This is a genomic window from Aeromonas sp. s3 (assembly GCF_040907805.1).
Lineage (GTDB): Bacteria > Pseudomonadota > Gammaproteobacteria > Enterobacterales > Aeromonadaceae > Aeromonas > Aeromonas dhakensis.
Map to the genome: position 1 here is coordinate 515,230 of NZ_JBFOCQ010000033.1, position 14,324 is coordinate 529,553.

A 14,324-nucleotide genomic window follows, 5' to 3' on the forward strand; every position below is an offset into this window, starting at 1 on the left:
ATTCATGTGTCTATCCATCCCCTCTCAGGTGGTGCAACTGCACCCCGAAGATAACTGCGTCACCGTTGATACCCTGGGGGTGCAGCGACGCGTCAGCTGCATGCTGCTCGAAGAGCCCCTCCAGGTGGGCGACTATGTGCTGCTCCATATCGGCTTTGTGATGAGCAAGATTGACCAGGAGGAGGCGCAGGCCAGCCTCGAGAGCTTCCGCCAGATGGTGGCCCTGATGCCCAACCAGGATATCTTGCCATGCTGACCTTGAATGATCTCTTTCAGGGCTTTCGCCAGCCCGAGGTGATCCGCGCCCTCGCCGCCCAGATCACCGAACTGGCCAAAGATCTGCCCGAACCGCTGCGGGTGATGGAGGTGTGCGGCGGCCATACCCACACCATCATGAAGTACGGCCTGCACCAGCTGCTGCCAGCCAGCATCGAGTTTGTCCACGGCCCCGGCTGTCCGGTCTGCATCATGCCGAAAGAACGCATCGATCAGGCCATCGAGCTGGCTAGCCAGCCCAGCGTCATTCTGGTCACCCTGGGGGACATGATCCGGGTGCCGGGCTCCAAAGGCACGCTGGCCCAGCAGCGCGCCAAGGGGAGCGATATCCGCCCGGTCTATGACCCCCTCGATGCGCTGCGCATCGCCCGTGAGAACCCGGAGAAAACCGTGGTCTTCTTCGCCATCGGTTTCGAGACCTCCACCCCCATGACCGCCGCCTTGCTGGCTGCCGCTGAAGAGCAAGGGGTCGAGAATCTCTTGTTTCATATCAACCATGTGCTGGTGCCGCCCGCCATTCATGCGGTGATGGCCGACGGGGTGGCCAAGGTGAACGCCTTTATCGGCCCCTCCCACGTCAGCGTCATCACAGGCGCCGATATCTACCTGCCCATCGTCGATCGCTATCAGGTGCCGGTGGTGGTGAGCGGCTTTGAGCCAGTGGATGTGATGGAGGCGCTGCTGATGATGGTGCGCCAGAAGGTGGAGGGTCGCTACGCCCTGGAGGTGCAGTACAGCCGCGCCGTCACCGCCAGCGGCAATAAAGCCGCCCAGCGGCTGGTCGAGCGCTTTTTCGAGACCCGCGAGCACTTTCGCTGGCGAGGCCTTGGGGACATCAACGCCTCCGCCCTGCGCCTGCGCGATGACTTTGCCAAGCGCGATGCGGAGCGTCACTTTCAACTCAGTGAGACCCCCATCGATGACCACAAGGCGTGCCAGTGCGCCGATATCCTGCGCGGGCTGGCCAAGCCGAACCAGTGCAAAGTCTTTGGCCGGGGCTGCACCCCGACCCAGCCCATGGGCAGTTGCATGGTCAGCTCCGAAGGGGCCTGCAATGCCTACTACCGATATATGGGGATCCAGGAACGATGAGAGAAATCCAACTTAGCCACGGCGGCGGCGGTGTGGAGATGAACCAGCTGATCAACCAGCTCTTCTTTCGCCACTTTGGCAACGAGATCCTGTTGCGCGGTGAAGATGCCGCCCTGTTGCCGGTGAGCGGTCCCGTCGCCTTCACCACCGACAGCTTTACCGTCTCGCCACTGTTCTTCGAGGGGGGCGATATCGGCAAGCTGGCCATCGCCGGCACGGTCAACGATCTCGCCATGATGGGGGCCAAGCCCGAGTATCTGAGCTGCAGCTTTATCATCGAGGAGGGGTTCCCCTACGCCGATCTGGCCCGCATCGTCGAATCGATGGCAACAGAGCTTGCCAACAGCGGCGCCCGCATCGTCTGCGGCGACACCAAGGTGGTGCCCAGAGGAGCGGCCGACAAGATCTTTATCAACACCAGCGGGGTCGGTACCTTCCCGCTGCCTGAACAGAGCCAAGGCATTTCGGTGCGGAGCCTCAAGGCCGGTGACGCCATTCTGGTGTCGCGGGATATCGGCAGCCACGGCGCCTGCATCCTGATGGCCCGTGACGCCCTGCAACTGGGATCTGATCTCAAGAGCGACTGCACCACTCTCTGGCCCCAGGTCGAAGCGCTGCTAAAAGCTGGCATTACCCCTCATGCCCTGCGCGACGCCACCCGCGGCGGCCTTGCCGCCGTGCTCAACGAGTGGAGCAGCGCCTCCGGTGTTGCTATCGAGCTGGAGGAGTCCGCCATTCCGGTGTGCGATCCGGTGCGTGGCCTGTGCGAACTCTACGGTTTCGAGCCCCATGATCTCGCCAACGAGGGAACCATGGTACTGGCCCTGCCTGCCGAACAGGCGCAGGACGCACTGGGCATCTTGCGGCAATTCAACCCCGCCGCCAGCCAGATCGGCGTGGTGCAGGCAAGCGATCGCCACAAGGTGATCCTCAACAACCCCTGGGGCAGCCGCCGTTATCTGGAGCTGCCGCAAGGGGAGCTGCTGCCGCGGATCTGCTGATCGGCCATGCCGTTCAGCCATATGCCGTTTTCCCAATTAGGGGGAGGAGTCACTGCTCCTCCCCATATCGGTTAAGGAGCCACCATGCACGAAATGTCTCTGGCCATGGCCGCCATCGATCTGGCGGCCGAACAGGCCACCCAGCGGGGCTTTACCAAGGTGACCGCCCTCTGGCTCGAGGTCGGCAGCTTCTCCTGCGTCGACCCGGACACCATTGCCTTCTGTTTCGAGGCGGCCGCCAAGGGCACCGCCGTCGAAGGCGCCCAGCTGCACTTTCAGCACCAGGCGGCAGAAGCCTGGTGTTACGACTGCAACAAGACGGTCACCCTCACCGAGCGCGGGCAAGCCTGCCCCGAGTGTGGCGGGTACAAATTACGAGTCGCGCAAGGGAACAGCCTGCGCATCACCGACATCGAGGTAAGTTGATATGTGTAGCGTATGCGGATGCGGCCAGGCGCGGATCGCCGGCCATGAGCACGATCATGAGCATCATCACGAACATGAACATCACCATCAACATGGTCATGACGCCCATCACCATCATGACCACGAGCAGAGTGCGCAGCGTACCCTGATCATTCACCACCACTATCACCATCAGGGGGATGTCCATCACCACTACCACGGGGTGCGTGCTCCCATGGGCCATGAGGGACATGATCAGCCCCATGAGCACCCCCACGACCATCATCATGAACATGCCCACTCTCATGACCACGGCCATTCCCACGCGCATCCCCATGATCACAGCCATGACCATGACCATGACCATGACCATGACCATGACCATCAGCAGGCTGATCTGCACTACGGCAAAGGGGAAGCGGGATTGTCGGTGCCCGGCATGGGGCAGCGCCAGCTGATCGCCATCGAGATGGATGTGCTGGCCAAGAACAACGCGCTGGCGGCCCACAACCGTGAACACTTCGACGAGGCGGCCCAGCTGGTGCTCAATCTGGTTTCGAGCCCGGGTTCAGGCAAGACCACCCTGCTGTGCGAAACCCTGCGCCAGCTGGCCGACAAGCGCCCCTGCGCGGTGATCGAAGGGGATCAGCAGACCAGCGCCGATGCGGATCGCATCCGTGCCACCGGCGTGCCTGCCGTGCAGATCAACACCGGCAAGGGCTGCCATCTGGACGCCAAGATGGTTCACGATGCCTGCCACCAGCTGCCCGCCAATGAAGGGGGCATCCTCTTTATCGAGAACGTGGGCAATCTGGTCTGCCCCGCCAGCTTCGATCTCGGCGAGAAGTACAAGGTGGCGATCCTCTCTGTCACCGAGGGGGAGGAGAAGCCGCTGAAATACCCGGACATGTTTGCCGCCGCCCAGCTGATGGTGATCAACAAGATCGATCTGCTGCCCTACGTCAGCTTTGACGTGGCACGCTGCATCGAGAACGCCAAACGGGTCAACCCCTATATCCAGGTGATCCAGGTCAGCGCCACCATGGGTGAAGGGATGGATGCCTGGCTCAACTGGCTGGCCAGTGCCTAAACCGGTTAAACACCGCTGATAACGGTAGAAAACAAGAGAGGGTCCCTCTCTTTTATCTGTAGACCTTGCCGGCCGTGCTATCTGTCTCGAATGGCCAGCGTCCCACACTCGCGTCCCCTCACCCTGGCCCTCTCCCCAGGGAGAGGGAACCTGTTCATGGATGCTGGCAATATGCTCGAAATATTCGCCCCCTGAGAGGGTCTGCGAGCATACACCTGCCATATTTCCCAAATTCCAAACCCCGAGCCTAGCGAGATGACGCTTCTGCTCCCTTCTCCCCTTGCGGGAGAAGGGCTGGGGATGAGGGGGAACACCAATCCTCAGGCCACATTGCAGACCATCAATTCCTGCTCAGCCGTCTCCTCGCCAAAGCGCAGCACCCGATGGCAGATCTGGCGCAGCAGTGCCTGTTGGTGACTGAAGACAAGCATGCCAAGACCGCGCTGCTCGCACTCAACCATCAACTCCCGCCAGAGTTGGCGCTGGATTTGCGGATCCAGCTGGGCGGTCACCTCATCGGCAATCAGCAGACGGGTGCGGGGATCGAGGGCACGCAGCAGTGCGATACGGGCCAGCTCGCCGCCGGAGAGTTGGCCGGGCTTGCGACCGAGCCACGCAGGCTTGACCATAAAGCGGGCCAGCATGGCGTCATCGGGGCGCCATACATCCCAGAGCGCCTGCCCTGTGGTGCGATAGGGATTGAAGGTGAGTTCCGGGTGCTGGGGCACCAGCTGGATGGGGTTATAGCCCTTCACTGGCTCAGGCACCGGCTGCCCATCCAGCAGGATCTGCCCGCCGTCCCCAACCGGTTGCCAACCGGCCAATACCCGCCCCAACGTGGTCTTGCCATAACCGCTCGGGGCGGAGATGCCGACCCGCTCGCCCGCTTTCACCGTCAGCGATAACCCCTGCCAGAGGGGGCGTTCCCCCTGGGCGATGGTGAGATCCCGGACTTCCAACATCAGGAAACCTCCGGCACAGAGAAGAGTGCGTTGAACTCCAGCAGCACCTGCCACTGAATGTCTGCCGCGCAGCACACGGCTAGTCTCAGAGATACCAACATCATGAAACCTCCGGCACAGGGAAGAGCGAATTGAACTCCGGCAGCGCCTGCCAGTGGGCGCGGAGCATCTCGCTCCCCTGCCCCTGCCACAGATGGTGGCAACTCAAGGTATCGCTCACCTGCCCCTGATGCAGCGCGACTATGCGATCGGCAAAGCGGGCCGCCAGCGCCAGATCGTGGGTCACCCAGAGGATACCGCTGCCCTGATTGGCCAATTCACGCAACTGGCCGAGCAGCAGACAGGCCAGCCCCTCGTCGAGCCAGGCGGTGATCTCGTCTGCCAGAATGTAGCGGGCACCGCCAAGGGCCGCGGTGCAGGCCAGAATGCGCTTGGCCATGCCGCCGGAGAGCTGGCGCGGGAATCTGTCCAAGGTGGTCGCGGGCAACTGGTAGCGCAGCAGCTGCTCGCCGAGCCGCTCGCGAGAACCATTCTGGCCGCAGAGACGTGCCGCACGCCCCAGCTGGCGCTCCACCGTCAGCAACGGATTGAGGGCGCTCACCCCCTGCGGCACATAGCAGAGGGTGTGGCCGCGCAAACGGGCCCGGCTGGCATCGCACAGGGGCGTGCCATCGAGAGAGATGCTGCCGCGCATGCGCAGGTTGTCCGGCAGCAGGGTCAGGGCGCTTTGCAGCAACAGGCTCTTGCCCTCGCCGCTCCCCCCCACCAGAGCAACTATCTCCCCCGGCGCCAATTGCAGGCTGATATCGGTCAGCAATGGCTGCCAGCTGCGCCGCCCCAGCCAGGAGTAGTGGGCCGCCTCTATGGTCACCTGGTCGAAGCTCAGCATGGTTCCCCTCCAAACCAGAGTTGTTGCAGGGCGCGCGAGTAACCTGATCGAACAGCCGCGCCAGCCAGACTGCGCTGACGCCAGATGGCGCTTTCAAATATCAGCATGCTTCCCCCCCAAACCAGAGTTGTTGCAGGGCGCGAGTGGCCTGATCAAACAGTAAAACCAAGGTCAGCAACATCAGACCGGGGAAGAGGGCCAGCCACCAGCCACCGCCGGCCAGATAACGCAGGGCATCGGCCAGCAGCAGACCAAGCGAGGCCTCGTGGGCCGCCAGACCAAAGCCGAGAAAGCTCAAGGCCGCGCTGTGCAGCACCGCATGGGGGAACATCAGCAGGGTGCCGATAAACCACTGGGGCAACAGCCCCGGCAACAGGTGGGTGCGCCAGCGGCGCAGCGCCCCCATCCCCTGACAGCGGGCCAGCACCACGTAGTCGCTGCTGGCGATCCGCCGCGCCTCGGCGCAGAGAATGAGCGCCAGCTTGGGCCAGTGGGTCAGCGCCACCGCCAGGATCACCCCACGCATGCCGCCCCCTGCGGTAAAGCAGATCAGGATCAACAGCAGCATATGGGGCAGCGCCAGCATGGCGTCGATCACGAGGCGCACCGCCGCATCGCACCTGGGATGAATGAGCGACACGCTTGCCGCCACCATGGCCAGCAGGCCACTGCACAGGGCCGTGCTGATGCCCAGCTCCAGACTGGTGAGGGTACCTTGAAAGGCCCGCAGCCAGAGATCCCGCCCCATCTGATCGGTGCCGAACCAGTGAACCAGCGAGGGGGGCTGCTGGCGCGCCAGCAGATCCATCGGCACATCCTGATGAGAGAGGCTCCAGCCGTAGCTGGCCAGCAGCAGCAGGCAGATCAGCGCAAAGCCCAGACGCAGCAAGGAGGGGAGCGGATTAAACAGCATGCGCACTCTCCCAACCGCGGTTGATGCGGGCCAGCAGCACCCGCGCCGTCGTGTTGCCCAAAAAGACCAGCAGGGTGCAGAAGAGCACTATGCCCATCAGCAGGGGGATATCCCCCCTCAGCCCCGCATCCACGGTGGCCTGGCCGAGCCCCGGATAGGAGAAGACCTTCTCTGCCAAGAGCGATCCGCCAATCAGCTCACCGAGGGAGGCAAACTGCAGGCAGAGCGCCGGGGTCAGGGCGTGGCGCAGCACGTGAAAGCGCAGCATGGGCCAGCCGCCATCCCCCTGGGCGCGGGCATAGCGAATAAAATCGCTCGCCAGCACCTCGGCCACCCGCCCCCGGGTATGCAGGGCAATGTTGCCCACCCCGAGCAGCGCCAGGGTTGTGACCGGCAGCAACAGATGACGCAACCGCATGGCCCAATCCGCCTCATCGGCAGCCAGTCCCGGCGTCCAGGCGCAGCAGACCGGCAACAAGGGCCAGTGCACCGCAAACAGGGCGAGCAGCAAGAGACCCACCCAGAAGGTGGGCAAAGAGGCGAGCAGGTAGGCAAAGCGGCAAATCAGGCGATCGGGCCAGCGGTTGAGATAGCGACCGGCGCAGAGGCCCAGCAGAATACCGAAACAGCCGGAGAGCAGCCATGCCCCCGCCAGCAGCAGGAAGGAGGCAGCAAAGCGCTGGCCAATGACCTCGCTCACCGGCGCGTTGTAGAGCATGGAGTAACCGAGATCCCCCCGCAGCACCTGGCTAAACCAGTGCCAATAGCGCAGCCAGAGCGGCTGATCCAGCCCCCAGCGGGCGGCGATGCGGGCGTACTGCTCGGGCGGCACGTGCAGCAGATCGTTGCCGATATAGGCCTTGATGGGATCGATGGGGGAGTAGCTCAGCAGCACAAAGGTGGCAACAGAGACCAGACAGAGCAGCCCTGCCAGTCGCAGCATGGCTTTCAGTGTGGCAGTCATCATGGTGGACGAACTTAGCGGCACGTCCACCGCCAATCCTGCAGGTTGTTGAGCAAAGACCAGCTACCGTGAATTTCCGGCGCCCCCTTGCCAAGGTCGATGCAGCGGTTGGCCAGATAAGTGTGCTGCACGTTGAGCAACCAGGTCCAGGCTGCATCCCCCTGCACTCCGGCGCCACGCTTGCCATCCCACTCCACCTGCTGCCAGAACGGCACGGCCGCCTGCCAGTTCGGGGCATCCAGCGCCTGCTTGAGGTGGCCATCCACCACCGGATTCTGGTAATAGCCCGGGTTGTAGAACTCCACGCCGGCGGAACCGCTCTGGTAATGGTGATAGAGCTCCATGGGATCCAAGCTCCCCCACCCCATCAGCACCGGATTGGCGTGCATCTCGCGCTCCACCTGCTCCCAGCTACCGGACTTGAGGCTCACCTCAAGACCGATGGGCTTGAGCATGGCCCGCACCGCTTCCGCCAGATCCCGGCGGGTGCTGTCGCCACTGGTGTACCAGAGGGTAAAGGCGGCGCGCAGATTGCCTTTGTGGCGAACGCCGTCGCTCCCCATCTTCCAGCCTGCCTCATCGAGCAGGGTGTTGGCGTGGGCCGCATCCCCGTCCTTGAAAGCGGTGGTTTTATTCAGCCAGGGCAAACCTTCTACCGCGCTGTAGGCGGGAATGGCGTGCCCTTCCAGCAGCTGGTCGGCCAGCAGCTGGCGGTCGATGGCGTAGTTGATGGCGCGGCGCACCGCCACATCCGAGGTCACGTCGTTGCCGATGGGATAACCCTTGGCATCTTTTTTACCAGCAGCAGGAATGGGGAAGACGATACCGCGGTTCTCCACGCTCGGCCGCACCCACAGCTTGAGGGTGTCGGGTACGGTGGGCGCCAGCGACGGAGCGATGCGCACCAGATCGAGCTGGCTGCTCTGGGCGGCGGCATAGGCGCTCTCTTCATCGATAAAGACAAACACCAGCCGTTTGAAGTCATTGTTGCCGCCGGCGTAATGGGGGTTGGCCTCCACCACCAGCTGCTGGCCGGGCAGGAAGCTCACCAGCCGGTAAGGGCCGGCACCGACGGGATGGCGAGCATAAGCCTTGGGATCGTAATCCTTCTTCGAGACGATACCCAAAGAGCCCAGTACGTTGACGAAGGTGCTCTGGGGGGCGCTCAAACTGATGGCCACTTCGGTAGGCGAGAGCACCTTGGCCGAGACAAAGTTGCCCATGTCGATCTTGCCGCCGCCCTGAACTGCGCTGTTGTAGGTAAAGGCGACGTCTTCGGCGGTGAGCGGCGCGCCATTGGAGAACTTCAGATCCGGCTTGAGGCGGATAAGCCACCCCTTGCCATCCTGGTTCGGGGTCACCGATTGGGTAAGCAGGTTCTGCCAGCTGAGGTCGGCGTTTTGCTTGAGCAGCGGGCTGTGCAGCAGCAGGTAGCTGCCGTGGCTCCAGCCAAGCAGCGGATCGAACCCTTCGGTGGGCTCACTGCCGATGGCGAGCTTGAGTTCGGCGGGGACGGGCTGGGCAGCCAGCGCGGCGAAAGAGAAACCGCCCGAGAGCAGGGCCAGCAAGGCGGCCGCCGTGACAGAGAAGCCTTTGCGGCGGCCGGCGTTGCTGCCTGAATGGCAGCCAAAGCATTGAATGGTCATAAGATCCCTTGTTCGTTTTACCACTCACTATCGAAAAACAGGGGTACGACAGAAGCGAGTGAGGGGCCAAAACGGCCCCTATTCTAAACCTGATTGCAGATGAGACCTAGCGCTGGGTGTCGCCAACAGGGTCGCCACGCCGGCCGCTGAACAGGCGGCGCCGGCTCAAGTTCACGCCGCCCTCCCCCTGCTGCACCGGAAGCGAAAGCAGCATCTTGAGGGTGCTGCTCACCAGCGCGCGCCCCTCGTTGGCCCCCAGATGCGGGTCGATGGGGGACATGAGCGAGCAGGCCAGCAGTTGCCCCGTTTCGGGCAATGCCCCTACCATAAAGGTCAGGTTGCCGCAGGGGATCTGCAGGGCGAGCCGCTCGCTGCTGCTGCGCACCGGCCAGAGCTGATCCGGCCCCGGCAGCACCACCACGCTCAGCATCCAGGGGGTGAGCACGCAGCCAAGCCACTGCCCTTCAAACAGGGTGCACTCGGCCACAATGGGCATAGCCGGGTGATAGAACGGCAGGGCCTGCATCTCTTGCTGCGCGATCCGCTCGTACTGGGCTACCAGCAGCGGCGCGGGATTGGTGGCAAAACCGGCAAACTCCTGCGCCGGCTCTTTCGCGGCTTCGTTCACTGTCTTGTTCACTACCTCATTCACAATGGATTGCGCCATACGCCCTCCCGCGCTCGCTCGGCCTTCTCCTGCTCAGAGAGCTCAATGGCCGGAGCCCCCAGACTGGCCAACAAGGTCAGGATCCGATCCGTCGCCTCCCCCATGGCAGCCGCCACCACAGGGGTGAGGCCGATGCGGGGTTCGAGGGATTCAGGCTCGACCCCGATCAGGGTGAGTCGCCTGGGGGATTCCCCCGTCATGTGTAGCGCCGAGAGCACATCCGCCAGCCCCAGCTGATGGGGGGAGATCTTGCGGCCGAACAGGGTCGGGATCTCCTCATCTTTCAGGGTCACCACGGTACCCGGTGGATTGCCGCTGCGTACCGCGTCCGCCAGTATGATGTGGTCGCGACTGGCCATCGCTTCGAGCAGCTCCATGCCGGCGGTGCCGCCATCGAGCAGCTCGATGCCGGGTGCGAAGCGGTAGTCGCGCTCCAGCCACTCGACGATGCGCACGCCGACGGCCTCATCGCTCAAGAGCAGGTTGCCCACGCCCAGGATCAGGGTGTTCATCACAGCACCTTCACCTGAGTTGTTTCACCACTCTGGGTATCCACCACATGGACCGCGCAGGACATGCAGGGGTCGAACGAGTGAACGGTGCGCACCACCTCCAGCGGTTTGGCGGGGTCGGCCACCGGGGTGCCCACCAGCGATTGCTCGTAGGGGCCGGGTTCGTCGTTGAAGTTGCGCGGGCCCGAGTTCCAGGTCGATGGCACCACCGCCTGATAGTTCTCGATCTTGCCGCCCTTGATGACGATCCAGTGGGAGAGCATGCCGCGCGGCGCCTCTTCAAAGCCCACCCCGCGAAACTCCTTGTCCGCCGGGATCTCGGTCTTGATGTATGCGCTGACATCCCCCTTGCCGATGTTGTCCACCAGCGCCTTCCACTGATGAGACAAGGTGTCTTTGAGCACACAGCAGCGCACCGCCCGGCCTATGATGCGGCCCAGGGTGGAGTGCAGTTGTTCGGTCCTGATGGCCGAACCGGTCAGCGCCTTGTAGAGGCCGTTCAGCTGATCGAAGTGCGCCACCGTCTCCGGGTGCTTGGCGGCGAGCTTGACCAGGAGGTCTGCGAGCGGCCCCACCTCCACCACCTTGCCGTAGAAGGTGGGGGATTTGACCCAGGAGTACTTGCCGTCATCCTGCCAGCCGGTGTAGTTGGGCTCGGTCTTGCCCTCCCACGGCTTGAGGGGTTCGTCATCCTTGTACCAAGCGTGCTTGTTGCTCTCGGCGATGCCATCCATCAGCCAGCCATCCTGATGGCTCTCGATGGGGCGATAGCCGGCCAGATCGCCATTCTCGATGTAGCCGCCCGGCATCAGGAAGCTGCCGCCGTCACCGTCGGTGGGCAGCTCAGGCACGCTCAGGTAGTGCTTGGCCCCCTGCCCCAAGTTCAGCCACTCGGGGTAGTGCGCGGCGATGATGGCGGCATCCACCTTGTAGACCTGCTCGATAAACTCGCCGAGCCGGTCGATAAAGCTCTTCACGTAGAGCAGCCGCTCCAGGTTGAGCACACTCGGTGCATCCAGATTGATGGGGTTGGCCACGCCGCCCACCGCCAGGTTCTGGATGTGGGGAGTCTTGCCGCCGAGGATGGCGACGATGCGGTTGGCATCGCGCTGGCACTCCAGCGCCTGCAGATAGTGGGCCACGGCGATGAGGTTTACCTCCGGGCTCAGTTTCATCGCCTTGTGGCCCCAGTAGCCATTGGCGAAGATGCCGAGCTGGCCGCTCGCCACCAGGGCGCGGATCTTGTCCTGCACCTTGGTCAGCTCCTCGGCGCTGTTGAGGGACCAGGTCGATACCCCCTTGAGCAGGTCGGCCGCTTTTTGCGGATTGGCCTGCAGTGCGGCGGTGATGTCCACCCAGTCCAGCGCGGAGAGCTGATAGAAGTGGACGATGTGATCGTGGATGTTGTGGGCCGCAATGATCAGGTTGCGGATGTACTGGGCGTTGACCGGCACCTTGGCGCCGATGGCGTTCTCCACCGCCCGCACCGAGGCGATGGCGTGAATGGAAGTGCACACCCCGCAGATGCGCTGCACTATCATCCAGGCATCGCGCGGGTCGTTGCCCTTGACGATCTCCTCCATCCCGCGCCACATGGTGCCGGACGACCAGGCCTTGGTGACGACGCCGCCTTCGATTTCACAGTCGATACGCAGGTGACCCTCGATGCGGGTGATGGGGTCTATGGTGATACGTTGGCTCATACGTTGGCTTTCCCTCGGGCCTGATAATCTTGGTGAACACGTTCAAGTGATGGCAGTACCGGCAGCAGCCGGATCAGCAGCAAATAGGCACACACCTCGATGGCGACGAAGCCCAGGGAGATCAGCACTTCCGCCGCGGAGGGGAAGTAGTGGTAGCCATTGCCGGGGTTGAAGGCGAGCAGGGAGTAGTCCAGTCGCCAGAGGGCGGCGCCCAGCAGCATGCTGAGGGCCCCCAGGAACAACATGCGCGAATCGCGGCGGCTCTTGTCCCAGTGGAACACCAGCAGCGGGAAGATCATCAGCGCGATCTCGCTCCAGAACATCAAGGCGTAGCGATTCCACTCGGAGAGGTACTCCGACTTGTCGTTGATGACGATCTCGGCAAAGCGCAGCGCCACAAACAGGATCAGGAAGATGTCGATCACCTGGGTCAGCTTGTAGAACAGCGACTTCTCGTTGGGGCCACGCCCCGCCAATCCCGCCTGCACCAAAGATCCTTCAAACACCACGATGGAGAAGCCCATGATGAAGGCGGTCAGAAGCGAGAAGACCGGCAGCAGCTCGTAGCTTTGCCAGAGCGGATGGATCTTCTCTCCCGCCACTATCATCAGGGAGCCCATGGAGGATTGGTGCATGGTGGGCAGCAGGGCCCCCAGCGCCAGGATGAAGAACATGACCTTGTTGAGCCGCGCCATGGAGGCCTTCCAGCCGAACTTCTCCAAGAGCACGGGGGCAAACTCCAGCGCCATCACCCCGATGTAGATGGTCATGCAGACCGCCGTCTCGAACAGCACCGAGGAGGTGTTGAAGAAACCCGGAATGTAGAAGTAAGGCAGGTTCCAGTAACGGCCGACGTCGATGGTGATGGAGAGGCCGCCCAGCGAATAGCCGAACAGGCTCGCCAGCAGGGCCGGTCGCACCAGGGGGTGATACTCGCCCCGGTTGAAGACGTAGACGGCCCAGGCCAGTGCCCAGCCACCGCAGGCGAAACCGGTGCCGATCAGCAGATCGAACGAGATCCAGAGCCCCCAGGGGTAGCCGCCGTTGAGATCGGTGACCGAGCCCAGCCCGAAGATGAGGCGTTTGAGGATCAGCATGCCGCACAGGATGACGAACGGCGCCAGCACCATGACCGGCCAGCTGACCAGTCTGCCCCCCAGCGGATGTGCCTTGTGATTACTCATGATCCTTGCCTCCCGATTGCTTGTCATGGCCCGCGTGCGAGTCATGATCGTCGCCATCCTGATGGTCCTTGGTGTTGCGGCGAATGAGCACCGAGAGCCCGGTCAGCACTACCAGCGGCAGCACCATCCCCTTGTAGAGGGTGTGCTGGATATGCTCGGAGCGTGCCCCGGAGGAGAGCTCCGGCAAGTCAGGCATGTCGAGCTTGCTGTAGGGCACCCCGGCCAGCACCAGCACCTGGGTGCCGCCCCCCTCCTTCTCGCCATAGACGTAAGGCTGGTAGTTGGGCACTTCATGCAGGTAGGGATCGTTGGCGCTGAAAGTCTGGCGCGGGTAGGCATATTCGCTGCCCGGGGTGGCCAGCAGCCGGCGCTTGGCCTCGGCCATCAGCGCCTCGCGGGTGCCGAAGATGACGGCGCCGGTGGGGCACACCTCGACGCAGCCGGGCAACTTGCCCTGATCGATGCGCTCAAGCCCCTTCTGGTTGCAGAGCTCGCACTTGTGGATCGCCCCGAACGGATTGTCGTAGTCATATTTGGGCACGTCGAACGGGCAGCCCACCATACAGTAGCGGCAGCCGGTGCAGACGTCCGGGTCGTAGTGGACGATGCCGGTCCTGGGATCCTTGGTCAGCGCCTGCACCGGGCAGACGGAGACGCAGTTGGGATCGACGCAGTGCATGCACTGCTTCTTGATGTAGGCATAGCCATCCACCAGCTGATCCTTGTGCTCACCCGTGCCGCTCTTCCACACCTGAATGATGTTGTTGGTGTAGGGGCTCAGCTTGTCGTTGTTGGACCAGGTTGCTTCCCCGGCCGGATTGGCCGGGTTGCCGTTGAGGCGCTGGCACTCCGCCACGCAGGCCTGGCAGCCGATGCAGAGGGTGGAGTCGTAGAGCATGCCGAGCGCGCCGGGAATGGGCGGCTTGTTCTCGGCCGCCGCCAGGGCAGTGCCGGAGACGGTGGTGCCCGCCGCCAGCGCACCGACGGAGGCGAATTTGAGGAAATTGCGTCTGTTCACGG

The 14,324-nt window shown here is 63.2% G+C and carries 16 protein-coding genes; 5 read left to right on the forward strand and 11 right to left on the reverse strand.

Features of this window, described 5'->3' with window-relative positions:
- Positions 1 to 4 precede the first annotated feature (4 nt).
- From AB5Y98_RS20505 to hypA, 4 genes are all read left to right on the forward strand, one after another.
- Positions 5 to 256 carry a HypC/HybG/HupF family hydrogenase formation chaperone gene (locus AB5Y98_RS20505; protein ID WP_016350988.1) on the forward strand — a complete coding sequence of 84 codons (252 nt, stop codon included), beginning with the start codon at positions 5 to 7 and terminating at the stop codon, positions 254 to 256.
- The gene (gene hypD / locus AB5Y98_RS20510; protein WP_201885960.1) at positions 250 to 1,368 is read left to right on the forward strand and encodes a hydrogenase formation protein HypD; all 1,119 of its coding nucleotides are present in this window, start codon (positions 250 to 252) and stop codon (positions 1,366 to 1,368) included. Before AB5Y98_RS20505 ends, hypD begins: the two co-directional genes overlap by 7 nt.
- Complete coding sequence (hypE, locus tag AB5Y98_RS20515; RefSeq protein WP_368232782.1) at positions 1,365 to 2,369, forward strand: hydrogenase expression/formation protein HypE; 1,005 nt, start codon at positions 1,365 to 1,367, stop codon at positions 2,367 to 2,369. The genes hypD and hypE overlap by 4 nt, the downstream gene beginning before the upstream one ends.
- Before the next feature lie 84 nt (positions 2,370 to 2,453).
- On the forward strand, positions 2,454 to 2,795 hold the full coding sequence (hypA, locus tag AB5Y98_RS20520) for a hydrogenase maturation nickel metallochaperone HypA (RefSeq protein ID WP_168754978.1): 342 nt from the start codon (positions 2,454 to 2,456) through the stop codon (positions 2,793 to 2,795).
- Here the strand turns inward: hypA and AB5Y98_RS20525 are convergent.
- Entirely contained in the window at positions 2,773 to 3,129 is a 357-nt protein-coding gene (locus AB5Y98_RS20525) for a hypothetical protein (protein ID WP_323941390.1), read from the reverse strand. The two genes, hypA and AB5Y98_RS20525, sit on opposite strands and share 23 nt — an antisense overlap.
- Here AB5Y98_RS20525 and hypB point away from each other — a divergent pair.
- A complete protein-coding gene (gene hypB, locus AB5Y98_RS20530; RefSeq protein ID WP_368232783.1) occupies positions 3,010 to 3,864 on the forward strand; it encodes a hydrogenase nickel incorporation protein HypB in 855 nt (284 codons plus the stop codon). The two genes, AB5Y98_RS20525 and hypB, sit on opposite strands and share 120 nt — an antisense overlap.
- 320 nt (positions 3,865 to 4,184) lie before the next feature.
- Here hypB and AB5Y98_RS20535 read toward each other — a convergent pair whose 3' ends face one another.
- The 10 genes from AB5Y98_RS20535 to hybA all read right to left on the reverse strand — a co-directional run bounded on the left by AB5Y98_RS20535 (position 4,185) and on the right by hybA (position 14,322).
- Entirely contained in the window at positions 4,185 to 4,826 is a 642-nt protein-coding gene (locus AB5Y98_RS20535) for an ATP-binding cassette domain-containing protein (protein WP_368232785.1), read from the reverse strand.
- Positions 4,827 to 4,926: 100 nt separating this feature from the next.
- Positions 4,927 to 5,715 (reverse strand): ATP-binding cassette domain-containing protein, encoded by a 789-nt coding sequence (locus AB5Y98_RS20540; RefSeq protein ID WP_368232786.1) that lies wholly within the window; start codon positions 5,713 to 5,715, stop codon positions 4,927 to 4,929.
- 100 nt (positions 5,716 to 5,815) lie between these two features.
- Entirely contained in the window at positions 5,816 to 6,628 is an 813-nt protein-coding gene (locus AB5Y98_RS20545) for an ABC transporter permease (RefSeq protein WP_368232788.1), read from the reverse strand.
- Positions 6,618 to 7,595, reverse strand: coding sequence for an ABC transporter permease (locus tag AB5Y98_RS20550; protein ID WP_368232789.1), 978 nt, complete (start codon positions 7,593 to 7,595; stop codon positions 6,618 to 6,620). The genes AB5Y98_RS20545 and AB5Y98_RS20550 overlap by 11 nt, the downstream gene beginning before the upstream one ends.
- 11 nt (positions 7,596 to 7,606) lie before the next feature.
- A complete protein-coding gene (locus tag AB5Y98_RS20555) occupies positions 7,607 to 9,238 on the reverse strand; it encodes an ABC transporter substrate-binding protein (protein WP_368232791.1) in 1,632 nt (543 codons plus the stop codon).
- Positions 9,239 to 9,344: 106 nt separating this feature from the next.
- A complete protein-coding gene (hybE, locus tag AB5Y98_RS20560) occupies positions 9,345 to 9,905 on the reverse strand; it encodes a hydrogenase-2 assembly chaperone (RefSeq protein ID WP_368232792.1) in 561 nt (186 codons plus the stop codon).
- Positions 9,887 to 10,417, reverse strand: coding sequence for a HyaD/HybD family hydrogenase maturation endopeptidase (locus AB5Y98_RS20565; protein WP_368232794.1), 531 nt, complete (start codon positions 10,415 to 10,417; stop codon positions 9,887 to 9,889). Before AB5Y98_RS20565 ends, hybE begins: the two co-directional genes overlap by 19 nt.
- Positions 10,417 to 12,120: a hydrogenase 2 large subunit gene (gene hybC, locus AB5Y98_RS20570; protein WP_368232795.1), complete on the reverse strand. Its 1,704-nt coding sequence runs from the start codon at positions 12,118 to 12,120 to the stop codon at positions 10,417 to 10,419. The genes AB5Y98_RS20565 and hybC overlap by 1 nt, the downstream gene beginning before the upstream one ends.
- Entirely contained in the window at positions 12,117 to 13,304 is a 1,188-nt protein-coding gene (gene hybB / locus AB5Y98_RS20575; RefSeq protein ID WP_368232796.1) for a Ni/Fe-hydrogenase cytochrome b subunit, read from the reverse strand. The genes hybC and hybB overlap by 4 nt, the downstream gene beginning before the upstream one ends.
- Positions 13,297 to 14,322, reverse strand: coding sequence for a hydrogenase 2 operon protein HybA (gene hybA, locus AB5Y98_RS20580; RefSeq protein WP_368232797.1), 1,026 nt, complete (start codon positions 14,320 to 14,322; stop codon positions 13,297 to 13,299). The genes hybB and hybA overlap by 8 nt, the downstream gene beginning before the upstream one ends.
- Positions 14,323 to 14,324 lie beyond the last annotated feature (2 nt).